Source organism: Aeromonas sp. MR7, from assembly GCF_963899385.1.
Taxonomy (GTDB): Bacteria; Pseudomonadota; Gammaproteobacteria; order Enterobacterales; family Aeromonadaceae; genus Aeromonas; species Aeromonas bestiarum.
On record NZ_CAWQXH010000011.1, the window covers coordinates 264,144 to 286,414 of the forward strand.

18 protein-coding genes and 2 pseudogenes are annotated in these 22,271 nt (G+C 50.9%); 7 read left to right on the plus strand and 13 right to left on the minus strand.

Annotated elements, in window-relative coordinates; all coding sequences use genetic code 11:
* Nucleotides 1-17: 17 nt before the first annotated feature.
* Both pyk and AACW87_RS06170 read right to left on the minus strand, forming a co-directional pair.
* The gene (gene pyk / locus AACW87_RS06165) at nt 18-1,457 is read right to left on the minus strand and encodes a pyruvate kinase (RefSeq protein ID WP_043134654.1); all 1,440 of its coding nucleotides are present in this window, start codon (nt 1,455-1,457) and stop codon (nt 18-20) included.
* 162 nt (nt 1,458-1,619) lie between these two features.
* Complete coding sequence (locus AACW87_RS06170; protein WP_165576240.1) at nt 1,620-2,474, minus strand: MurR/RpiR family transcriptional regulator; 855 nt, start codon at nt 2,472-2,474, stop codon at nt 1,620-1,622.
* Between the two features lie 349 nt (nt 2,475-2,823).
* Here AACW87_RS06170 and glk point away from each other — a divergent pair, with 349 nt between their 5' ends.
* On the plus strand, nt 2,824-3,792 hold the full coding sequence (glk, locus tag AACW87_RS06175) for a glucokinase (RefSeq protein WP_241324496.1): 969 nt from the start codon (nt 2,824-2,826) through the stop codon (nt 3,790-3,792).
* Nucleotides 3,793-4,142: 350 nt separating this feature from the next.
* Here the strand turns inward: glk and AACW87_RS06180 are convergent, their stop codons facing one another.
* Together AACW87_RS06180 and AACW87_RS06185 are read right to left on the minus strand one after the other, a co-directional pair.
* Nucleotides 4,143-5,525 carry an ATP-binding protein gene (locus AACW87_RS06180; protein WP_043134656.1) on the minus strand — a complete coding sequence of 461 codons (1,383 nt, stop codon included), beginning with the start codon at nt 5,523-5,525 and terminating at the stop codon, nt 4,143-4,145.
* Nucleotides 5,525-6,199: a response regulator gene (locus AACW87_RS06185; RefSeq protein ID WP_241324497.1), complete on the minus strand. Its 675-nt coding sequence runs from the start codon at nt 6,197-6,199 to the stop codon at nt 5,525-5,527. The genes AACW87_RS06180 and AACW87_RS06185 overlap by 1 nt, the downstream gene beginning before the upstream one ends.
* A 437-nt stretch (nt 6,200-6,636) precedes the next feature.
* On the opposite strand from AACW87_RS06185, the gene AACW87_RS06190 reads away from it, so the two are divergent.
* Entirely contained in the window at nt 6,637-7,104 is a 468-nt protein-coding gene (locus AACW87_RS06190) for a GNAT family N-acetyltransferase (RefSeq protein WP_241324498.1), read from the plus strand.
* A 146-nt stretch (nt 7,105-7,250) separates the two neighbouring features.
* Here the strand turns inward: AACW87_RS06190 and rimO are convergent, their stop codons facing one another.
* Entirely contained in the window at nt 7,251-8,678 is a 1,428-nt protein-coding gene (gene rimO / locus AACW87_RS06195) for a 30S ribosomal protein S12 methylthiotransferase RimO (RefSeq protein WP_241324499.1), read from the minus strand.
* A 1,417-nt stretch (nt 8,679-10,095) separates the two neighbouring features.
* Here rimO and AACW87_RS06200 point away from each other — a divergent pair.
* Complete coding sequence (locus tag AACW87_RS06200; RefSeq protein WP_080768683.1) at nt 10,096-11,916, plus strand: recombinase family protein; 1,821 nt, start codon at nt 10,096-10,098, stop codon at nt 11,914-11,916.
* 616 nt (nt 11,917-12,532) lie between these two features.
* On the opposite strand, the gene AACW87_RS06205 is transcribed toward AACW87_RS06200, so the two are convergent.
* The 4 genes from AACW87_RS06205 to AACW87_RS06220 are packed head-to-tail and all read right to left on the minus strand — an operon-like array spanning nt 12,533 to nt 17,106.
* Nucleotides 12,533-13,012 carry a Mov34/MPN/PAD-1 family protein gene (locus AACW87_RS06205; protein ID WP_162517109.1) on the minus strand — a complete coding sequence of 160 codons (480 nt, stop codon included), beginning with the start codon at nt 13,010-13,012 and terminating at the stop codon, nt 12,533-12,535.
* Nucleotides 12,999-14,720: a ThiF family adenylyltransferase gene (locus AACW87_RS06210; protein WP_162516529.1), complete on the minus strand. Its 1,722-nt coding sequence runs from the start codon at nt 14,718-14,720 to the stop codon at nt 12,999-13,001. The genes AACW87_RS06205 and AACW87_RS06210 overlap by 14 nt, the downstream gene beginning before the upstream one ends.
* Nucleotides 14,721-14,722: 2 nt before the next feature.
* Nucleotides 14,723-16,021: a CBASS cGAMP synthase gene (locus AACW87_RS06215; RefSeq protein ID WP_042024857.1), complete on the minus strand. Its 1,299-nt coding sequence runs from the start codon at nt 16,019-16,021 to the stop codon at nt 14,723-14,725.
* On the minus strand, nt 16,018-17,106 hold the full coding sequence (locus AACW87_RS06220) for a CBASS cGAMP-activated phospholipase (RefSeq protein ID WP_042024858.1): 1,089 nt from the start codon (nt 17,104-17,106) through the stop codon (nt 16,018-16,020). The genes AACW87_RS06215 and AACW87_RS06220 overlap by 4 nt, the downstream gene beginning before the upstream one ends.
* 445 nt (nt 17,107-17,551) lie before the next feature.
* On the opposite strand from AACW87_RS06220, the pseudogene AACW87_RS06225 reads away from it, so the two are divergent.
* Together AACW87_RS06225 and AACW87_RS06230 are read left to right on the plus strand one after the other, a co-directional pair.
* Nucleotides 17,552-17,785, plus strand: a pseudogene (locus AACW87_RS06225) (DUF4172 domain-containing protein); the annotation flags it as partial.
* A gap of 66 nt (nt 17,786-17,851) precedes the next feature.
* Nucleotides 17,852-18,679: a Fic family protein gene (locus tag AACW87_RS06230; RefSeq protein WP_241325011.1), complete on the plus strand. Its 828-nt coding sequence runs from the start codon at nt 17,852-17,854 to the stop codon at nt 18,677-18,679.
* A gap of 75 nt (nt 18,680-18,754) precedes the next feature.
* Here AACW87_RS06230 and AACW87_RS06235 read toward each other — a convergent pair whose 3' ends face one another.
* From AACW87_RS06235 to AACW87_RS06250, 4 genes are all read right to left on the minus strand, one after another.
* Nucleotides 18,755-19,015 carry a hypothetical protein gene (locus tag AACW87_RS06235; RefSeq protein ID WP_042020035.1) on the minus strand — a complete coding sequence of 87 codons (261 nt, stop codon included), beginning with the start codon at nt 19,013-19,015 and terminating at the stop codon, nt 18,755-18,757.
* Between the two features lie 61 nt (nt 19,016-19,076).
* Complete coding sequence (locus AACW87_RS06240) at nt 19,077-19,484, minus strand: H-NS family histone-like protein (RefSeq protein WP_139731778.1); 408 nt, start codon at nt 19,482-19,484, stop codon at nt 19,077-19,079.
* A gap of 350 nt (nt 19,485-19,834) precedes the next feature.
* Nucleotides 19,835-20,134, minus strand: a complete 300-nt coding sequence (locus AACW87_RS06245) for a hypothetical protein (RefSeq protein WP_241324500.1) — start codon at nt 20,132-20,134, stop codon at nt 19,835-19,837.
* A 112-nt stretch (nt 20,135-20,246) separates the two neighbouring features.
* The gene (locus tag AACW87_RS06250) at nt 20,247-20,438 is read right to left on the minus strand and encodes a hypothetical protein (protein WP_241324501.1); all 192 of its coding nucleotides are present in this window, start codon (nt 20,436-20,438) and stop codon (nt 20,247-20,249) included.
* A gap of 455 nt (nt 20,439-20,893) precedes the next feature.
* Here AACW87_RS06250 and AACW87_RS06255 point away from each other — a divergent pair, with 455 nt between their 5' ends.
* Complete coding sequence (locus AACW87_RS06255; RefSeq protein ID WP_241324503.1) at nt 20,894-21,358, plus strand: antitoxin Xre/MbcA/ParS toxin-binding domain-containing protein; 465 nt, start codon at nt 20,894-20,896, stop codon at nt 21,356-21,358.
* A gap of 564 nt (nt 21,359-21,922) precedes the next feature.
* Nucleotides 21,923-22,204: pseudogene (locus AACW87_RS06260) on the plus strand (transposase); the annotation flags it as partial.
* Between the last annotated feature and the right edge of the window lie 67 nt (nt 22,205-22,271).

Consider the following 22,271-nt stretch of genomic DNA (forward strand, 5'->3'; position numbering starts at 1 on the left):
GTACCGGTGAAGGGCGATTACTCGACCATCATCACCTTGCAGGTGTTGGTACTGCCGACGGTTTCCATCTTGTCGCCGTGGGTCAGCAACACCATGTCGCCGCTTTGCACCAGCCCCTTGGCCTTGAGCACGTCCAGCGCCTCGCGGCACACTTCGTAGACCGGCTTGGTCTCGTCGCCGTCGAACAGCACAGGGGTGACGCCACGGTAGAGGTTGGTCCAGGCCAGGGTCTTGTTGTGGGGTGACATGGCGAAGATCGGCAGGCCGGAGCTGATGCGGGACATCAGCAGCGGTGTGGTGCCGGATTCGGTCAGTGCCACGATCGCCTTGACCCCTTCCAGGTGGTTGGCGGCGTACATTGTCGACATGGCGACCGCCTCTTCCACCGAGGTGAAGGTGTAGCTCATGCGGTGGTTGGAGACGTTCAGGCTCGGGTGCTTCTCGGCGCCCACGCAGACGCTGGCCATGGAGGTGACTGTCTCGATGGGGAACTGACCGGCGGCGGTCTCGGCGGAGAGCATCACCGCATCGGTACCGTCTAGCACGGCGTTGGCCACGTCCATCACTTCGGCACGGGTCGGCAGCGGCGCGTTGATCATGGACTCCATCATCTGGGTTGCTGTGATGACCACCCGGTTCAGACGGCGGGAGTGGCGGATCAGCTTCTTCTGCACGCCGACCAGCTCGGGATCGCCGATCTCGACGCCGAGATCGCCACGGGCCACCATGACGGCATCGGAGCCGAGAATGATGTCTTCCATCGCCTCGTCGGTGGCGACGGTTTCGGCGCGCTCGACCTTGGCCACTATCTTGGCGTTGGAGCCGGCCTCGCGGGCCAGTTCGCGGGCGTAGCGCAGGTCATCGCCACAACGGGGGAAGGAGACGGCCAGGTAGTCCACGTTCATCAGGGCGGCTGTCTTGATGTCTTCCTTGTCCTTCTCGGTCAGGGCCGGGGCGGAGAGACCGCCGCCTTTCTTGTTGATGCCCTTGTTGTTGGAGAGGGGGCCCGCCACAGTCACAGTGGTGTGAATGCGGGTGCCTTCGACCTGCTCCACCTTCAACTGCACGCGACCATCGTCCAGCAGCAGTATATCGCCGGCGATCACGTCATCGGGCAGGCTCTTGTAGTCGATGCCGACCTGTTCCTGACAGCCTTCGCCCTTGCCGAGCGCCGCATCGAGAATGAACTTGTCGCCGATGGCCAGATAGACCTTGCCATCCTTGAAGGTGGAGACGCGGATCTTGGGGCCCTGCAGGTCACCCATGATGGCGACGTGACGGCCCAGCTTGGCGGCGATGTCGCGCACCTGGTTGGCGCGCAGTATGTGGTCTTCAGCGGTGCCGTGGGAGAAGTTCATCCGCACCATGTCGGCGCCGGCACGAATGATCCCCTCGAGGATCCCCTCGCGATCGGTGGCCGGACCGAGTGTGGTTACAATCTTTGTACGTCTTGGCATGAAAGACTCCAGTTTGAAGTTGATATGACTTGAAATACTGCCCCGTCAAGCGCATGGCCCATTGCACCCGCTTGCAAGCCATCTGGGTGGCTTTTGTTACTAAATTACAATACTACACCAAGGAAGGTGGCATAGACAGCCGGGGGCCTGGGCCCCCGCTCGTCAGGAAGAGTGGGGGGTATCAAAGCGGGATTCGCGCAAACCTTCTTTGACTTTCTTCAGGTTTTCGCGAAATTTCATGCCACGGCGCAGGGTAAAACCGGTCGCCAGCACGTCTACCAGGGCCAGCTGGGCGATGCGAGACGCCATCGGCATGTAGACATCTGTGTCTTCCGGCACGTCCATGGAGAGCACCAGGTTGCACTCGCGGGCCAGCGGGGAATCCTTGGCGGTCATGCCGATGACGGTGGCGTCGTTCTCGCGGGCCAGCGCGGCTATCTCCACCAGCGCCTTGGTGCGGCCTGTGTGGGAGATGAGCACCACCACGTCCCCTTCGCTGCTGTTGATGCAGCTCATGCGCATCATGACGATGTCATCGAAGCTCACCACAGGGATGTTGAAGCGGAAGAACTTGTTCTGGGCGTCGCGGGCGACGGCGGAGGAGGCGCCCAGACCAAAGAAGCTGATCTTCTTGGACTGGGTCAGGATATCGACGCAGCGATTGATGGCGGAGATATCCAGGCTGTTCTTGGCGGCATCCAGACAGGCCATGGTGGATTCGAAGATCTTGGCGGTATAGGTATCGGGCCCGTCGTCCGCTTCCACGTGGCGGTTTACATAAGGGGTGCCGTTGGCCAGGCTCTGGGCCAGATGCAGTTTGAAGTCGGGAAAGCCTTTGGTATCGAGACGGCGGCAGAAACGGTTTACGGTCGGTTCACTGACGTCGGCCATCTTGGCGAGGGTGGCGATACTGGAGTGAATGGCCGTCTGCGGGGAGGCCAGAATGACCTCGGCAACTTTACGCTCTGATTTACTGAAACTTTCCAAATTATTAGTAATTTTATCAAGGGTATTCATCATCACCACCAGGCATTTTTGTAATTTAGCTTCAGTGTCTTTGCACTAAATTCACGGCTAAGCAGGTTTCCAATCAACTTGATGACTATACAAGACAAGCTCTTATCGAAACTAATCTCGGCCCTGCAAAGTATGACTCATGTCTAATTATTTCGTATTTTTGGTTACAAACTTCCACCCATCCCGTGAAAGCGCTTACAAATGTTGCAAAGCAACAACACTGTGAGCGGGCGCACACTTGCATCCATCAAACGCGCAGCGGGGGCAGGGGCTCGGGTAGAATTGTTGCCAAATAATAATTGCGGGACGGTAAGGGCCGCCCCGACCCAAGTAACGAAGGAGTTGTTTTATGCAGCATACCCATGCGCTGGTCGGCGACGTAGGCGGCACTAATGCCCGGTTGGCCCTGTGCGAGCTGGCAACCGGCACCATTTCCCGGGCCAAGACCTATTCCGGGCTGGCCCATCCCAGTCTGGAAGCCGTGGTTCGCCTCTATCTGGATGAGCACAAGGTGCAGGTGGGCGAAGCCTGTATCGCCATCGCCTGCCCCATCAATGGCGACTGGGTCGCCATGACCAACCACAGCTGGGAGTTTTCCATCGGCGAGATGCAGGCCAATCTGGGCCTGAGCCGGTTGCAGGTGATCAACGATTTTACCGCCGTCTCCATGGCGGTGCCGGTGCTGGATGCGGCTGACAGCATCCAGCTGGGAGGCGCGGCGCCCGTGGCCGGCAAGCCCATCGCCATCTACGGGGCCGGCACCGGTCTTGGCGTGGCCCATCTGGTGCACACCGGCGAGCAGTGGCTGAGTCTGCCGGGCGAGGGCGGTCACGTGGACTTTGCCGCCAACAGCGAAGAAGAGGATGCTGTGCTGCAGGTGATGCGCGCCGAGCTGGGCCACGTCTCGGCCGAGCGGCTGCTCTCCGGCCCCGGCCTCGTCAACATCTACCGTGGACTGGTGAAATCCGACGGCCGCGAGCCAGAAGCCTTTGCCCCCAAAGACATCACAGAGCGGGCGCTGGCGGGCGAATGCCTGGATTGCCGTCGCACCCTGAGCCTGTTCTGCGTGCTGATGGGGCGCTTCGCCGGCAACCTGGCGCTCAATCTGGGCACCTTCGGCGGTGTCTACATCGCAGGCGGAATCGTGCCGCGCTTCCAGGAGTTCTTCATCGGCTCGGGCTTTCGGGTGGCGTTCGAAGACAAGGGGCGTTTCAAGTCCTATCTGAAGGATATTCCCGTCTTCCTCATCACTCACGAGGGGCCGGGTCTGCTCGGTGCCGGCGCCTATCTGCGCCAGTCGCTGGGCATCAAGCTGTAAGCCGAAACAGGGGGCTGGATGCCAATCATCCCATGGTTCAGCCTTGATTCAGTGACCATGGGATAGAGTAACAACACGTACTCAAGAGGCCAGGGCCCCATAAGGAATTGGGACTTGTCTTCATCCGCTGGGTGCGTTTGTCACCTGACAAGCCTGAACTGTTTCACCGGTCCTTGTGGCCGGTTTTTTTTATCTTCTGATCCCCTCCCGGCTTCCAGATTGTCGCTTCCCCTGCGTCATGTGATCTCGCTGTGCTGTGTCGGCTGGGGAAAGAGGGCGGGAGAAAGCACGACGCCTGCGGGTGGGCAGGCGTCGTTATTGGTGTCGGCCCTGTCGGGGCAACGTCAAACTCAGGGCAGATCCAGGGTGAAGCGGGCGCCCCCCAGCGGCGATTCATCCACCATGATCTGGCCGCCGTAGCTGTGCACTATCTCGGTGACCACCGCCAGACCTATGCCCTGACCGGGTGAGCTGTCGGCGCGCACGCCGCGCTGGAAGATCTGCTGCGACTTGTCCGGATCTATGCCCGGGCCATCGTCTTCAATCTCGATCCGCAAGCGGTCGAGGCGGCGACTCACAGTCACCTTGATCTCGCTGATGGCGAACTTGAAGGCGTTGTCGAGCAGGTTGCCCATCAGCTCCATCAAGTCCCCCTGCTCACCGGCGAAGAAGACGTCGTCATCGAACTTGAAGCGGGTCTGCAGCTTCTTGTGGCGATAGACCTTGGCGAGGCTGGCCAGCAGCTTCTCGATGAGGGGCACGGGCTCGGTGCCCTTGCTGGCGAGGCGCTTGCGACCGGTGACGGCGCGGCGCAGCTGGTACTGGATGATCTGATCCATGGTCAGGATCTGTTCACTGATGTTGTCGTGGATGTCGCGCCCCAGCTTGATCTCCTGCGCCGTCATCTGGATCAGCGCCAGCCGGGTTTTCAGGCTGTGGGCCAGATCGTTCAGTGCGTGCTGGTAGCGCTGGGTCTGCTGGCGTTCGTTCTCCAGCAGCTGGTTGACCGACTCGGTCAGCGGCGTCAGCTCCCGCTCGTAGTCATTGGAGAGCGCCTCCCGCTTGCCCGCCCGGATCTCGTCGATCTGGCGCGCCATGGTGCGCAATGAGGTCAGGCTCCAGAAGCTGGTGAGCAGCAGCAGGGCGCCGAGCAGCGAGTAGGCCAGCAGGGCCTGGCGGATGCACTGATAGAGGTAGCTGCGGGTCTGGGCCAGGTAGCGCTTGGCCGAGTCGACCATCACCACGTAATAGGTGGTGGGCCCCTCACCGTGATTGCGCAGAAAACGCAGGCTGTAGATGAAGTAGCTCTCGCCGTTCTTGATGGTGTGGCGCTTGAAGAAGTAGTCCTGATCCAGCCCGCCGAGGTACTTCATCAGATCCTGACAGATGGTGCCCTTGGAGTGGATCACCTCCGGCATGTGCAGGCTGGACCAGCTCAGCTGGCCGTCGGCCCGGCAGATCAGGGTATCCAGATTGGGGTCGATGGCATCCGGCGTGATCTTGCCGAGATCCGTGGTGGCATGGAGATCCGGCAGCTTGGAGGAGAACAGCTTGGAGAGGTTCTCCTGCATGCGGGTGCTGGCCTTCTGGGCCTGCTCCTCGGTGTGGCCCAGATAGAGGATGTAGACGGAGAAGGCCATGATGAGCGCTATGACCAGCATGGCGCTCAGCATCAGCTTGATGTGCAGCGAGCGACGGATCAGTCGCATGGGCCGAGGCAGGCGAAGGCGCATCAGTTGCACGAGAGGTTGAAGATGTAACCCTGGCGCCGGATGGTGGAGATGGGCTGGATGCTCCCCTCCGGGTCCAGCTTCTTGCGCAGTCGGCTCACCATCACCTCTATGGTGTTGGGATCCCCTTCGCCATCGCCGTAGAGCTGGTCCAGCAGTTGCTGCTTGGAGACCACCTGGCGGGCGTTGCGCATCAGGTACTCGAGGATCAGGTATTCGAAGCTGGTGAGCACGGCCGGCTCGCCGCCTATGGTCAGCTCCTTGCGGGAGAGATCCAGCTCATAGTCGCCGGCCTTGACCTTGGGCGAGATGAAGCCGGCGCTGCGGCGCACCAGGGCATTGAGCCGTGCCAGCAGCTCGTCCTTCTGGAACGGCTTGACCAGATAGTCGTCCGCCCCGGCCTCCAGCCCCTCCACCTTGTCCTGCCAGTTGCCACGGGCGGTCAAGACTATGATGGGGAAGGGGATCTGCTGCTCGCGCAGCTGTCTGATGAGTTGCAAACCGTCCATGTCCGGCAGCCCCAAATCAATGATGGCTACGTCTATGGGGTAATCGGCGGCGTAATGCAGGGCCACCTGGGCACTGTCCGTGCTGTGGACCTGATTCTGGGCCTCGGTCAGCAGGGTGGAGAGGTGGTGATTGAGCAGCTTGTCGTCTTCGACCAACAATATTTTCATAAGGTGCGCGATCATGGGGATCCAGGCTGTCAATTAGAGGGTTTATGCCGGGGAGAGTCAATCCGGATCCTAGCAGGAGTGCCTGTATCGGGACTGAATCAGGGCATTCTTTATTCACTGGTTAATCATTAACGGGCGAGAGCCTGGGTAGCCCAGCATGATCGGGTCTTACCTTGAGGGATTGGAAATGAGGGGGTTGTTGGATGGCTCTTCCATCACAGGCTCGGCCAATGGGTGGGTTGCGCCTGCCTTGCCAGGCATAGGCGCCTTCCACTCCCCGGCTGGTTATGATATCCATTCGGTAACCTGGTCTGGGGCCGGCGAGTCCTGGAGACTCGCTGCCGCCGAGGCCGACGTCCGCTGGCGCGACCCTGGGTTTCGCCTCGTCGTGTTCATCCTTCCCCAGCCGGTCAGGGGTCATATGCAAAAGAGGCTTTATGGAGTTGTTGTTACTGGCTAATGAGCCATCTGCCGCAGGCGTGGTTGCCTCATGGTATTTTGACGAATGGTGCCGCGACACTGGTCGCTGCACTCAAGAGCAGGTACTGGCCAAGGTCACGGCGGCCACCCAGGTCGACCGGGCTCCGCTGATGGTACTGGCCCGCCTGGCCGGTGAATGGGTGGGGGCTGCCGAGCTCAAGATCCGCGAAATGGCGATGTTTCCCGAGTACGAGCATTGGTTGGGTGGGGTATATGTGGTTGAAAAAGCGCGCGGGCAGGGGGTCGCCTCCTTGCTGGTAACAGAGATCCTCAGCCGCGCCCGCAGGGCGGGGATCAGCAAGCTGTACTTGCAAACCGAGAGCCTGAGCGGTGGCGTTTATTGCCGTCATGGTTTCAAGGCCCTTGAGGAGGTCCATTATAAAGGCCTTCATGTCCTGGTGATGGTGGCGGATACCGGCCTCTAGCCCTCGTCAGAAGCGCTGACCCGGTGACGCCAGGCGCAGCAGCGCGCATAACCATTTTGTACGATCAATAAAAAAAGCCAGTCAGGGTTCACTGACTGGCTTTTTTATTGGCGCCTGCCGGGCAGGTGCCGTCATGGACTGCGGACTTAGCCTACCAGACTGGCCCAGAGGTCGTATTCGTCCGCCTCGTCGATGCGCACCTTGACCAGATCGCCGGGTTTGAGGCCGGTCTCACCGTTCAGGTAGACCAGACCGTCGATCTCGGGTGCATCGGCGAAGGAGCGGCCGGTGGCGCCCTCTTCGTCCACTTCGTCGATCAGCACAGTCATCTCCTTGCCGACCTTGCGGGCCAGCTTGCGAACGGAGACCTGCTGCTGCAGCTCCATGAAACGCTGGAAGCGCTCTTCCTGGATCTCTTCCGGTACAGGGTCCGGCAGCTCGTTGGCCTTGGCACCCTCGACCGGGCTGTATTTGAAGCAGCCGACGCGGTCTAGCTCCGCCTTGTCGATGAAGTCCAGCAGCATCTGGAACTCTTCCTCGGTCTCGCCGGGGAAGCCGACGATGAAGGTGGAACGCAGGGTGATCTCGGGGCAGATCTCGCGCCACTTCAGGATGCGCTCCAGGGTGCGCTCGACGGTGCCGGGGCGCTTCATCAGCTTCAGAATGCGCGGGCTGGCGTGTTGCAGCGGTATGTCGAGGTAGGGCAGCACCTTGCCATCGCGCATCAGCGGTATGACGTCATCCACGTGCGGGTAGGGGTAGACGTAGTGCAGGCGCACCCAGATGTCGAGCTTGGCCAGCTCTTCGCACAGGGCCACCATGCTGGTCTTGACCGGCATGCCGTCGTAGAAACCGGTGCGGTGCTTGACGTCCACGCCGTAGGCGGAGGTGTCCTGGGAGATGACCAGTATCTCTTTGACGCCGGCCTCTTTCAGGCGCTTGGCTTCCGCCAGCACTTCACCTATGGGGCGGCTCACCAGATCCCCGCGCATGGAGGGGATGATGCAGAAGGTGCAGCGGTGGTTGCAGCCTTCGGAGATCTTCAGATAGGCGTAGTGGCGCGGAGTCAGCTTGACGCCGTGGGCCGGCACCAGGCTGGTGAAGGGGTTGTGGGTTGGCTTCTCCACGTATTTGTGGACGTGACCCAGCACCTCTTCATAGGCGTGAGGGCCTGTGATCTCGAGCACCTTGGGATGGATCTCGCGGATCTGGTTCTCTTTGGCGCCAAGGCAGCCGGTGACTATCACCTTGCCGTTCTCGGCCAAGGCTTCGCCGATCGCTTCCAGGGATTCCTGTACCGCGCTGTCGATGAAGCCGCAGGTGTTGACCACCACCAGCTCCGCATCGTCATAGCTGGGCACCACATCGTACCCTTCGGTACGCAGCTGGGTCAGGATGCGCTCGGAATCGACCAGATTTTTGGGGCAACCCAAGCTCACAAAACCAATCCTTGGATGGTGAGACCTAATAATGCTGGAAGTCGCTTGTTGGACAGGTTGGTCGTCCGATGGCTGAACCCGCGTAGTTGCAGGTGTCAGGCTGTCTGAGCTAGGGTCAAAACGGTTGACGGTCATAGAGGATCGCTGGTCACTAATGCAAAAAAAGATTGCGGATTATACCTGATGAGCAGGAAAGAGGAAGAAGTGATGTGTGCATTTTTTAACCTGTGATATTAGATTTCAATGCGCGATATTTTGTGTCTTTTCTTGAGAGGTGATGACGATGCGATCATCAACAACAGTGTCCTCGGTCACGAGTTCTGACTCGAATTCCTCATGCCAGTGTCTACAGCCTACAGCATGAGGGGGAGATCTACACTAAACAGTTAGGCAGTGCCGATTTGATTGCAACCTGCGTCATGGATCGCAGTCTGGTGCTGATCATCCTGCTGGTTGCCGCGAACTTCGCTGCCAGTACCAGGAGTTGCTCGTAAGCAGAGTAACTCTTGACTACACCGATAGGGGCACAGGTAATTGTCGATCTGATAGTCTGTATTGAGCATGGGGTTTGTCAATAAGTAATAAGTCGACGGGGGGGATAGGTAAAAACCAGCATTGTTGGTTGTAATTTAGTCAAGGGAGGTGATTTTTAACTTTTTTTCACATCCCCCCACTTGAAAAATTCTAAAAATTGTCCATTTACTAATAATAAGAGAGGTAATAAAATTTTAGCGTTTCAACATTCCGCTGCTACGCAGCGAAGAGAAACCAGTTTTACTACCCCTCGCAGGCTTTTTATTGAAGAGAAAATATGAAAGTCTCTCTTGTATATTAAAGATTATTATGCATGGGGCATGCAATAAGTACGCTTATCACTGATAAGCAGAAAGCAGAAAGCAGAAAGCAGAAATGTGCCGATCTTCCTTACTTGCCAGTTGGTCAAAGAAGTGACATTCAATATAATTAATTAATATGTTTACGTGGTCACGTTCTTCCTGCTTATTTTGACCAAACTCATCGGCTGACCATCATGTTCTCGGTGCCACACCATCACGGACTTTGGTCAAGTATCTTTTTATCATTGGAGTCTATCGTCATCTACACCGAATATGCGCAACCTTCATTTCGCGCTTGAGCAAGCGTATCTTGAGAAAGAACAAGACATCGCCATGGTGGTGGTATTATTACGGCAGTATGACTGCGAACCCTCGTTTCTCCTTGCTACTTCCTAGCCTGAAATATATAAGTGGAAATTAATAATAGAGAGTATGGATAGTTTATTTCTGATGAGGTGATTATTTTTTGATGGGGGTTGATATCTAGTGTTTTTGGATATAACCTTCCATTTAAATGTTTGCTAGTGGTTATATACCGTGTGTCGGCAATAGTGTTTGTGTTCAGAAAATGAACGGCGCTAAGTGATTGTGTCGTAGCTGGGCATCTGGTCTAGACATGTCTGCTTTAATTTAATTCAACTGTACCGGTAGCGTACAAGTATAGTTGTGTATCTAGCATATATAGCCTCGTCATAGAATCAATTTTTGGAGATGTTATGGATTTAAGGTCGTCTGCACCAACACTATATCTGTATAGTCGTGTAAGTACGGATAAGCAGGCCGCCGGTAATAAAACTGGCGTACAACGTCAGACTGAGGGGGCTTTGGTTGACGCAACAAAGTTAAAATATAGTAACATGCCCGTTATCTATATGTCAGATAACGGAATGTCAGCCAGTAAGGGGGAAAACATTGAACATGGATGTCTGGGGAGGTTTATTGAACTAAGTCGTTCAGGTCATATTGCACCCGGCTCTGTATTGGCCATGGAAAACATCGATCGTTTCTCTCGCTTAGCGTTAACAAGAGCCAGTGAGTTCTTAACCTGTATTCTCGCAGCCAATATTGTTGTTTATACATGGATTGATGGGGCAGTATATCAAAAAGATAATCTTGCATCCGCGATTTTGTCACTAGTTAAACTTGAAAGCAGCAATGATTATACAAATAAACTTTCTGCTCGGGTTACTGGTGCAGCTCGTGTTGCATTAAAGCGTCATCAAAATGGTGAGTGCGATGCAGATGGTTATCCAGCTGCAATTAATGGCTTCGGTAAAAATAAATTTTGGGTTGATACGACAACTGGGTTTGTACGCCCTCATCCATATTATTTCTCTATAGTTAAAGAAATGATTATGATGATTCGAGAAGGGAGGGGGCATATAGCAATTAAAAAGCATTTAGATGAAAGCTATACCCCCCCTACAATAGCTCAAAATTCTAATAAAGAGGGGTGGGGAATAAATCTTATTAAAAAGATTATAAGTGATCGTGCAGTTTTAGGCGAAAAAATAATTCATATTGATGGTCGCGAGCATCTGTTGGTAAATTATTATCCCGCTGTTTGCACTGAGGCTGAATTTGCACAAGCTAAGCGAGTGCGTAGTGAAAAAAAACAGTTTACTAGTAAGATGAAAAACGCTGCGGGCATTGTTACTGGAATGCGTATAGCCACTTGTGGGGACTGTGGCAGTTCACTACAGGTCTACCGTAGTAAAGCCGGAAAAAAAGATGAAAAGCTCCGTTATAAATGCAGCGGAAGGTCAGACACTTCGGTGAAAAGCTGCACAGCTGCAACATTTGATAATAGATATTTTGAGTATGCACTAATGTTGCTGATTGGCAGCGTGATACTTCAGCCTAAAAAAAATACAAATGAGAATAAAGTTGCTTCGATTAAAAATAAAATAGAATCGATAAGTTCAAAAATAGAAATCATGATTCAATCTGTGGGAGCAACCACAGAGGGAGATATACATATTCTGTTGACTGAACGACTAGATAAATTATCTAGGGAACGTAAACAGTTAAATGAAGAATTGACCATTGAGATTAGTCATGCGGAGGCTTCTATTAACCCAGATATATATATGCTGATACCACCAAACTACATTGACTACAATCAGGCTGATATAAGGAACGAGGTAAGGGATATAATATATAAGACAGTAAAATCAATAAAGGTGCATTCTGTTACTGGCTGTTTCTATATTCAGGTTGAGTTGTTTGGTGGAATGAGTACCGATGGTATTGTTATTGACAATAAGTATATCTCCGACTTCGGTTTTGATATGCACCATCAGCAGGAGAACGAGGAAGCATTCCTGGCTTACAATAAATTTGTCAATAACTTCGAGTGTATCGATAAAGATGGAAAGTTAATTAGAATGTTAGACTTGGTGAATGGCACTGATTTTATAATTTCTGATGAACTATATCTCAATCAAAGGGTAAAGGTTTTAAAGGAGAAGCCTATGACTGAGGAAATGCGTACTGCTATTGAAAAATTTGAAACTTGGGTTCCTAAAATCCAGTAATTAATATGCCGGTTAGTGATAAGGATTTTTGCCATTGCTAATGGTTGATATGTAAAATCACTAAATTATTCTGCTAAGATAAATAATGCTGTATATTCACGGCATGATGTGTAGCGTCATGCATATGAATGAGCAAAAAAAAATGAAATTTTGTGGTGGCCCCATGCAGCGCAAGCTGCAAGACTGAAAGAATCCACCAAAATGGAAATGAGATTCAACTAAACCACCAATTTCTCTACATATTTTTTGATACCCAACCTAGTATTTTCTAATGCTTGCTGTAGCGCCACCCAGCAGCAATAAATCCAGTTTTTCATTAGCTCCGGCCTGTTATTTTAACCTCGCAGTTCCTTTCCAGCAGGCATACTTGCGGGAACGAACTCTAGGTGTTTCAATTCTCTCTAGAAAACGTTGTATTTTTTCTTTAAAAATAGCATCTTAGACTATGAGTGTCTTGTAGCTTGCTCGATGACTACCATATGAATTTACCCTATAGCTGCTTCCAACATTTTTTGAGCTGTGCATGGCAAGGTAAATATGGGAAATGGTTAAAATTACCTTACCCTAGTGCATCTTAATAGTTAGGAAATTAAAATTTCAGATACCACTGTATCTTTCAAATTAGTATATTCTTCAATGCTTCACAGCGACCATTCTCACAGTAGCCCCACCAGTCAGTCTTTTGACCAATGATCGCTACTATGGATGTGCTGTTTTTAGGTAAGCCTTTACGCCAACTAGATACGTCAGTGGCAGAGGGCAAAGGATTCGATTCAGGATGGGTATGCCACTCACCTATGTAAGTAAGATAGCCTCCTGATGTGTGCCAAAGTTGATCAACCATAACTTGATGGTGTTGTTTTTTACGTACAAAACCAAAACGCGATGCTTGGTCGTAGGGACTAGGTTCTGTAACGTGAGTTATTATTATATGAGGTGGCCGAATTTCTCCAATAAATACACCTCCTTGCTCAGGTTGACTGTGATGTAACTGCCGATATCGATTTAAAATATGAAGTACCGCAGTCTCAACGATTATTAGTCCACCAGCTCTATTACTCAAGGTCAGCTCAGCCTTGACGTCAGGAACAAACACTACATTCTCCAAATTTTTTCAGCTTTCTACGCTTATGATGAATTACATTACCTGTCGAGTGTTGAGCATAGGTCCAGGGAAGCTTATCCTGAAGAGTATTCAGCACGGCCTCTTGAATTAGTGCGGCAGTAATTGTGCTGACGCTAGCATCATAGGGTGTAAAAATGCTGCCGCAGGAAACTCGATGAGGAGCTACAGGTCTATCGACCTCCTTGAGGATCTCGAGACGCTTGGCACATTCATAACAGGCTTTTCCATCGTCGATCATAACAACAGACGCTTGACCATAAGCATCATTGTAGCCGTGGATGATGAAGGGAGGACGTTGGGTAGAAGCTCGAGCCAAGTAACTGAGCATTTTACCTGTTGGGGCGTGACCAGTAGCATCGATCACAATATCATAGCCACGAATATTATCTTCATTCATTTCAAAACGATAAGGTTTGACATCTATTCTTGGATTGCCCAAAGAGTCACGCTTTATTAGCTTACTTAGGGCCTCAGCTTTATTCCAACCGATATAAGTGGCTGGGAGAGCATGCCGACTCAGATTGCCTGGAGACAGAATGTCACTGTCACAGAGAACTAGCCGACCGGTATTGCCACGCCCTGCTCCTACCTTGGCAAGCAGCTGAGCAGCAAAGCCACCAATGGTGCCGCAGCCAATTATCAAGATTTGCTTGTTCTCAAGATCAAGGAAAACAGGTCTGTTGCGCCGTTGAAGCTCTTGGTCGCTTATCGAGCTCACATTTAAGCGAGAGAATGCGGTCGTTGCGGATTTTGATCTGAGCATAGGAAGGGTAGAGCCGAGCTTTAGTTTGTGTTTACCTCCCCTAGATTTAGCTCGTTCCGTTGTACGGTGTTTCAGGATCGTCTGGGTGGCTTTACTGAAGCAGACTTCAAAGCCAATGATGCCTTCGTTCGAAATATCGAACAACACCATTTGCCTGCCCTTGGTGAGCCTGGTGAGTATTCCATTGGCCAGTGAGTCATGAGCAGGGAGGTCAGCAGATTTTAACCAATCAAAGACTTCCCTGAGTGATTGAGGCGGCCATTTACTTGGTGCTATCGCAGTGTTGTTAACTCTGACAACGGTCACGTCGCCATCAATGCCCACAGCCGGTTTTTCTCCTCGTAACCTAAACCAGTCATCCCTTTGCCCAGCGTTGTGGAAGACAACATATTCTTTGTCTGTTTGTCCATCTGCTGAGGTTGCCACTTTCAGCGACTTGTATGAGAATTTTGTACCTGAAAGCTTGCCTGCATCACCATAAATGTAAGCATCCACGACCCCATTCCAGTAGTTCACAAACTCGGTTTGAAATTCCTCTTGCCGTTGATGGCCAGCTGTTACGGCATTGTCCAATGCTTGCTGGATCAGGCTGTTTAACATGGTAATTACAGCAGGTGGGTGTTGGGGATCCCAATCGGCAGTGTCCTGGTTCACCAAACATAATCTTTGGAAACTGCTTATGTGAGGTAAGGCCATACCGATTAAGTTGGCAGGGCGACTGATAACGTAAGTTTCCGGCAAGCGACTAAGATCTTCTCTTGGCCTAACTACAGCAATAATGAATTCACCTGCCTGTGTTTGGTAGGCTTTTATATAGGCTGGACACTCTCTCGGTAGAGAAATTGGTAGGCCGGTGATGTTGCGACTCTCGACATATCGAAAGCCGCTATGTAATAACAAGTTATGGATAGTCACTATCAACCACTCGTCATTGAATCGGTCATTTGGCTTTGTCGTTGAGGTTGTCGTTGTTGTTGGTATGCAGGTATGGCAACCCAAGGCTTGATAAGCTCTTCGTTTACAACACTGTCACCAAAAAGTCCATTTAGAGTTTTCAGTACTTCGTTCTTTGTTGAGAGCCTATTCAGTGCTCGATTAAGTTCTTCGTGCAGAGTCTCTGCTTTCGAGATAATGCTCTGAACCGTATTATCATCCATCTTTTCCTTGGGAAACAACAAGCGACCTTCATCTGAGGCATCTGGACTTTCCACTCCATCCCTTAACTTGGTGGCCAGCTGTTCTGTTACTTTTAACAAAAGTTCACCATGATCTTTTGTGTCAGGCATAGGTGTATTATCAAAGGTGTCAACGACGCATTTCATAAGAGCTATGGAGGATAATTCAGGAGATTTCCACTGCACATCTCGCCAAGCCTTCAGGTATCGACAGACCTGCCGCATAGGGTCACCATGTCGCGCTACTGCGCTCCTGAACCAACGCGCAACGATTTCTGGATCTGACTTAATCCACTTATCCTTTCCTCTGACAGCCAAGTAAACACAATTTTCATCAAGCTTTCGAGTGGCTGACTTACTGAGAACACTTTCATTCAGTGAATCCATCCCTGCGACAGAGTTCAATGCCACTTCTCGAGTTTCAAACTGATCTCTTGGGATTGCATACATGGGCACATCTACATGCACATTTCTATCTTCGATGACAATACGTCCACAAGTAGGCTTCTTTAATGCTTTCCAGTTGTAGTTTTCTTCTGCCAAAGATGCTAGCGATGCATCTACAAGTAGGAGAAGAAGCTCATGGCCGACTAACGGTTGCTCTTTGAACATATCCATAGGCATGTATGTACCATCATCAATGTCCATCTGTTGTGGCGGTTTATGATATGGCTTGTTCAGTGTTTTGTACTTGTAACTTCCTTGAACCCAAAATCTTGGCTCTGTATTCAAGAAGGCTCCGCGTGCGTCATCACTCATATCCAAGAGCAGTTTCACAACTCGCTGGACATCTGCATTGTCAAGATAGCGCAGGTTGGTTTTCCTAATTGCACTTTCTACGAGTTGGATATTCGTTGAGCTCCGAGAACGGCTGGCCAGCATTTTGACGACATCTTTTGCTTCTGTGAATACACCCTTTGTCCGAATTCTGATCGTGTCCTTAAGTTTCTCGAGAGAAGCCTTGTCGGTGCTGGTAGGCTCCAGTCTTTTCATGAGACCGTCATTGGTATTGGTAAGATATAGATGTGCTGACCATTTCATTCTGACGCTTCCTTACGGTCGGTGGGGTGAATGAAGGCTGGAGCCTCCGTGCTAAAGAAAGTCTCGATAAGTGCTTTTTTGCCAGTAGCTGTGGTTGCTACAGATTTTCCCCACGCGACAAGTGCTTTCAGTGACTCTTCGCTCGCATTGTCTAACGAGATGACTCGAGCCTGTTGATCAGGCACGGTTTCATCAAGCGAGAAATAGCAAGGGGGCATGCCTTCTCGATTTAGTGCCTTACCGGCCATGAACCCGTGCATTTTCTGCGAGGAGGACATGACTGTCTCAATGAGTGCCTTTCCACCGCCCCAAAGGCCAAAGTACCCAGGGAACCACCTAGAGATGTTATTGGGATTGATACAAAAATCGTTGGAGAGGGTTCCAATATTAAGAATTTTGATATCGTTTGCTGTTATACCCTTAAACTCCTCATCATCCAGATAATTCAGCGCTTCATGATAGGCGACGAATGATGGATTGTTTGCTAGTAAGCCTCCATCGGCAAAATACGCACTCTGCCACTCGATATAGTGAGGTAGGAAGTAGGTGGGGGCAGCAGATGTAGCCATGGCTACATCAACCAAGGTGAATTGATCATCTCGGGTGAACAGGGAGTTATGACAGGTTTTGATGAACAAAGGGCGACCTGTGCTCAGGTTGACCGTTGGGATGAGCAGGCGTCGTTTTAGCGATCTGACCGTCTTGCCGGTTCCCACGATCTCAGTCACTGCTTTTTCCAGGTTGTTAGCCTTATAGAGGGGGCTCAGCAACAGCTTACCTAGCTGGTATATGTTTCGAACACAATTGGGCACCCAACTCTGGCGAGGGAAAATATCTGGAGCTGCTTTGTGAAACTTGCCCTGCAAGTCTCTAGCTTTCTGACCATCAGCCAAAGCAATGGCAATTATTCCGCCGATGGAAGCCCCGGTGATCATGTCGAAGTAATTACCGATGGCCAAATCAGGATTGTTGTTGCGCTCAGCCAGAACCCGTTCTAGTTCCGCTAAAATGGTAATTGAGAAGAGACCACGCACCCCTCCACCGTTCAAAGACAGGATTTTGAATTGCTTGTTAGAGTCGTTCATGGAGCCTCCATTAGAACCGTACACAATATGCGGGGATTCTGTGCTCACTTCAATGGGGAGCGTAAAAAGAACACTGTAACGGCTACTCTACGGCGCTGTTGCCAAAATGAACTGTTCTGATAACAGCTAACCCTGCTCCAAGTTACTGTTACTCTTTGGTCTTTTCTCCACGGGTCACCTGCCTTGGTAGAACCACTCACTGTGCAGTATGAGCGGGCACAGGCCAACATATATCGGCGATGAATGAGGCTAGAAAAGCTTATGAAATGCGTATTGCACGTCATTCCAGATATGTAGTTATGTTGAAGCTCTGCGGGCTAGAGCTGCATCCTCATTACTTGCTCTGATAGTGTGCTGCATGTGTTATATTCGGCTCAAATGTTGAGCCGAATGATGGGTTGGGTCGGCTCAGTATTGAGACCCTAGCACGTTGGATGAGGAAATAATGGAACCATTTTGGATTTGGCAACAAGCCGACTGGCCCCATTTTCGTTGGCAGGATAGCGAGATATTGCCCAGATTACGGCATGCTCAACGCAGGCTGGGAATGCTAATAGGTAGTCATTTCAGATTGGGGAACTCCGACCAAACGTTGGATACGTTACTGGCAAACATCATCTCCTCATCCGCTATTGAGGGTGAGCGTCTCAATGCCCAATCCGTGCGTTCTTCCCTGGCTAGGCGGTTAGGGAGCTCACAAACTCAGTCCTATCCAGTATCAGAGCGCTCAGAGGGGCTCGCGGCCATGATGCTGGATGCCATCGACAACCATGAACAACCACTGACAATTGAACGACTTTACCAATGGCATCGTTGGCTGTTCCCTGTCAACGAATGGTCGGTACAGCCAATGAACGTAGGGCAGTTGCGAGGAGATGAGCCGATGCTGGTTGTCTCTGGGCGTGTTGATCGCCCTACCGTGCATTTTGAGGCACCGCCCAGAGCAACTCTGGACGATCAACTGGCCGAGTTCATCCCCTGGTTTAACCAGACTCAGCATGACCCCACGATGGATCCACTGCTTCGTGCGGCGATCTGTCATTTCTGGTTCGTGACCCTGCATCCCGTTGATGATGGCAATGGGCGGCTCACGCGGGCACTGACCGATCTCGCGCTGTCACAGGCTGACAGCCACAGCATCCGGCTGTATGCCATGTCAGTTGCGATTCTAGAGCGGCGGGCAGACTACTATCGGGCACTGGGGTCAGCACAGAAGGGCTCGTTGGATATTACCTCCTGGCTATGTTGGTTCCTCGACACACTGGATTACTCCATAGAGTTGGCATTACAAAGTATCGCTCGTAGCCTTGCCAAGGCTCATTTCTGGCTGCGACACAATCATGACTGTCTGAGTCCAGAGCAAATCAGGGTTGTTAACCGTTTATTGGATGGCGGCGAACAGGGTTTCGAAAATGGCATCAACGCCAGTCAATATCAAAAAGTCGCCGGAGTCAGCAAGGCGACGGCTACACGTCATCTGGGTGAATTGGTGGAGAGAGGGTGCCTTGAGAAATTACCTGGTGGCGGACGCAATACACGCTATCAGATCCGCTTGCACACAGAGGGAGTTTGAAAAAGCATTGCCATGGGGCGTTAATTTCATTTGGTAGATGAGATCTGCGATTAACGTACCAATGATGCTATTTAGTTAAATGTTGACACCATGATGAGTGCCGTCAGGCATATGAACGAGTAAACTCAGCCGACAGTCATATCTCTCAACAGACCTTTTGAGCGACAATAAACTATTTAGAACATCGGCATCAATTTCAGGAACATCACCCGCCCCGATATTTGAAAGCAGTTTGGTCACAGCGATACGAACTCGCAGCTCTTCGGCATGCTCCTTGGCTCTCTGGACTACCTCGGATGATTCCGACTCGATGATATCCTCTAATGTCCTCCCCATACGGTGCTCCTACTACAGATAGAATTAAAGGCCCACACCGAGCTGGCATGGGCTCTGAGCATTAGATCAGGAAATCCTCCAGAGCTTTGCCAGCCGCAACAGCCTCTGCGATAGCCTTGGGCATGCGACCTTGACCTGTCCAGGTCTTCTCCTGACCGTCTTCGATGTATTTGTATTTTGCAGGACGAGGTGCTCGCTTAGCCTTCACTATGCCCTCGGCTTTTGCGGTGGTTGCAGTGCCAACCAGCTCACTCGGATCGATGCCTGCGTCTCTCAGCATCTCGGTAAACTCAGCCAGCTTTTGCAGGCGCTCGGCAGATTCGGCTTTGATTTTGTTTTCTTGCTGCTCACGCTCAGCAAAAACCTCATCCAATTTCTCTTTAACTTCGACCAACTGCTCAAATGACAACTCACGCAACGCAGCTCGCAGACTACGAATATTCATCAGTGTTTTCAAAAAATCGTTCATTTTTATCCTCATGTATCACATTTTTATATCAGGAAAATTATCTCTCAATCCCAGCATCAGCTCCACTGTTTTTGGCACCAAGATGATTCGAAAAAGCATCATTTAAAATTCGTGAGCTAAATTGCGTTTGGATCTACTTATTGGCCTAGCTCCAATCTGCTATGAAACTATGTAGCTAAAAATTAAATCCAAGTGGTAGTGAGCGTTGAGACAACCTCACCAGATGAGCCGATGAAGGATCTTGTTCGGCTCACGAAATGAGCCGATTGAAAAATATCATTGGCTCACAGAATGAGTCGATGATAAGAGATTTTTATCTCCACACAAACTAGAGTATGGGAGCATATTACTCATATTATTTCCCTATTAGAATAATCACGCCCAAATGTGTCTGGGTTTGCGGCCTCATAGTCATCGTCACACATATGATCTCCACGATGCATCTCCCTCACTGTTGCGAGTGTACCGAAAAAACACATTTCACAAAGATGCACCTGATAACGCTCACCATCGTGACGGGAACCATAGCCAAAATCCGCCGATAACGAGCCGTATTGGTTGGTTCCAAAATTCGTTTTTGTACTACGACCACAGACATCACAGAGAATGTCAACGACCTGCTCTGTTGGCACAATTTCTTTTACGAGCATGCTGAACTCCTTATTTAAGGCTTTATGAAAACTATAATTTTCTGCTTTTGATGTGGGAGTAACCTGGGCTGACTATTTATCACTGGCATAACCAGCATTGAACTCTCATTTGTTATTTTTGGATGTATTTGCACTCAAATTTTGGAGGTGTTTTCCAACCTGTAACGCGCCCGCTGCGTTTATTGATCCTGCGATACTCACTTCCCAGCAAGATCTCCCACTCGGAGCCGTTCTCCGATAGAACCTGAAAGGTTGCACCGCGCTCAATACCTATGCCGGGCTCAGTACAGATCAACTCAGTCATCGAATCTCCTCACTGTTTGAACATATCACCATTTCGTTCCGATTGTTCAAGAACTGAGGCCATCGCGTCCAGTGACCTAGCAAGGGCACGACACTCATCTGCGGACATTAAAGCAGATGTGAACGTGGCATCGCTCCCATTGTTAGCATCTATTTCACGGACTCTTATATAGCCACCATGCGGGCTGGAATAGACGCTAACTTCTACTTGATGGGGTGGTGTTCCGATTGGTTTATCCAACTTTAAAACACTTGTATAAATAGGCATAACCCCTATCCATTATCGAACTCTTCGAAACTATAGAATATTGCTCGGGGTTGCTCATGATGTCCATCAATAAATCAAGACACCAACCTAGTTGGTTGGAAACCAAGAGTCGGCTCTGCAACATGTGCAAACTTTGTTGAGCACTGGGCACGACAGTGTGGGGTGAGATAGGGCATGATAAAGAGCACATGCAGACAGAGGTATGTAACATGACACCCGATGCAGTCCATAATCTGAACCTTAGAACGACACTCCTTGACCCCTTGGGTGTTCCTCGTGAAGCACTGAGTGCTCACCTGTGGATTGTGGCAGGGGTTCCGGCGGACATCATCCATAAGCTAGCTGCGCTGGTTGAAACTGATGTTGGTGTGATATGTAAGCTTGCTGGTATTAGCCATAGCACGGTGACTCGCAGGCTCAGAGCAGATACCCCTTTATCAATATCACAAGGTGTCAGGGTGTATGGAGTAGTGCTCGCCCTTTATGCCGCTCTGTCCCTTCAGGAAAACGATGTCGTCATGGCATTGTCGTGGTTACACCGTCCTGCATGGGGCCTTGGTGGCATAGCACCTGCCGATCTATTGACTACACCGATGGGTGTTCAGGCTGTTATCGATCTTGTGGGACGGATTGAGCATGGGGTTTTCCAATAATCAATAAATCGGGGGGCTGAGAGGATAAAACCATCTCAATTGGTTAAACTTCAACCAAACAGAATGATTTTCAAAATTTTTTCACATCCCCCACTTGAAAAATTCGGAAAACTGTCCATTTACTAATTATGAGAGCTTGAATTAAATTTCAGCGTTTGAACATTCCGCTGCTGCGCAGCGAAGAGAAACCAGGTTTTACTTTCCCACCTTGTTTTCTCTTCCAAATTAAATATAAACATGGAATGTAGAAATTAAATCCATCTTCATAAAAATCAATACTCCTTGAGAAGACCATCAAGCAATGAATACACTCTAGAAAAGTAGAAATAGTACACGCTTGATGGAAAAAATAAATGTCTGGTTGCATTCTCCGCCAAGGGCGGAATTATAAATATGCATTTTCAGAAATAAACTTTCTACCAAGAGCGGTTAGTTATACCTGACAGAACGATAATTATCGAGAACGCCATGCACACGGCGTTGTTTCCCAAATCGATAACGCCTGAATGGAACTTACTGAGGGCGCGGTGATCTGATCACCACCATCCTCTTCAAGTCTGCATCATGGGCAAGTCGCTTCACCCCATCACCAACTGGCCTCAATACAACAAGTCTTTGATTAACCGTGGTTCACTCACCTTCTGGGTTGATGCCGAAGCCATGAGCAACTGGTTTCACCACGACCATCATGGGCGGCGGGGGCGCAGCCAGCTCTACACCGGCCAGACCATCTCAACCTTTCTGATGCTCAAGGGGATTTTCAACCTCACTCTACGAGCAACTCAGGGTCTACTCGACTCCATGTTCGAGTTGATGAACGTGCCGTTGTGCGCACCGGACTATAGCTAATGGGATGGTCGCCCCTCCCCAAGACGGCATCTGAGTGCCAAAGTGGCGAATGTAAGTTCCCACT

Coding starts and splice junctions, on each gene's coding strand:
- AACW87_RS06170 (WP_165576240.1), bottom strand. CDS start 2,474: ATGAATACCCTTGATAAAATTACTAATAATTTGGAAAGTTTCAGTAAA.
- glk (WP_241324496.1), top strand. CDS start 2,824: ATGCAGCATACCCATGCGCTGGTCGGCGACGTAGGCGGCACTAATGCC.
- AACW87_RS06240 (WP_139731778.1), bottom strand. CDS start 19,484: ATGAACGATTTTTTGAAAACACTGATGAATATTCGTAGTCTGCGAGCT.
- pyk (WP_043134654.1), bottom strand. CDS start 1,457: ATGCCAAGACGTACAAAGATTGTAACCACACTCGGTCCGGCCACCGAT.
- AACW87_RS06185 (WP_241324497.1), bottom strand. CDS start 6,199: ATGAAAATATTGTTGGTCGAAGACGACAAGCTGCTCAATCACCACCTC.
- AACW87_RS06190 (WP_241324498.1), top strand. CDS start 6,637: ATGGAGTTGTTGTTACTGGCTAATGAGCCATCTGCCGCAGGCGTGGTT.
- AACW87_RS06255 (WP_241324503.1), top strand. CDS start 20,894: ATGCAGACAGAGGTATGTAACATGACACCCGATGCAGTCCATAATCTG.
- AACW87_RS06180 (WP_043134656.1), bottom strand. CDS start 5,525: ATGCGCCTTCGCCTGCCTCGGCCCATGCGACTGATCCGTCGCTCGCTG.
- AACW87_RS06245 (WP_241324500.1), bottom strand. CDS start 20,134: ATGCTCGTAAAAGAAATTGTGCCAACAGAGCAGGTCGTTGACATTCTC.
- rimO (WP_241324499.1), bottom strand. CDS start 8,678: ATGACCGTCAACCGTTTTGACCCTAGCTCAGACAGCCTGACACCTGCA.
- AACW87_RS06200 (WP_080768683.1), top strand. CDS start 10,096: ATGGATTTAAGGTCGTCTGCACCAACACTATATCTGTATAGTCGTGTA.
- AACW87_RS06250 (WP_241324501.1), bottom strand. CDS start 20,438: ATGACTGAGTTGATCTGTACTGAGCCCGGCATAGGTATTGAGCGCGGT.
- AACW87_RS06230 (WP_241325011.1), top strand. CDS start 17,852: ATGATGCTGGATGCCATCGACAACCATGAACAACCACTGACAATTGAA.
- AACW87_RS06215 (WP_042024857.1), bottom strand. CDS start 16,021: ATGAAATGGTCAGCACATCTATATCTTACCAATACCAATGACGGTCTC.
- AACW87_RS06235 (WP_042020035.1), bottom strand. CDS start 19,015: ATGGGGAGGACATTAGAGGATATCATCGAGTCGGAATCATCCGAGGTA.
- AACW87_RS06220 (WP_042024858.1), bottom strand. CDS start 17,106: ATGAACGACTCTAACAAGCAATTCAAAATCCTGTCTTTGAACGGTGGA.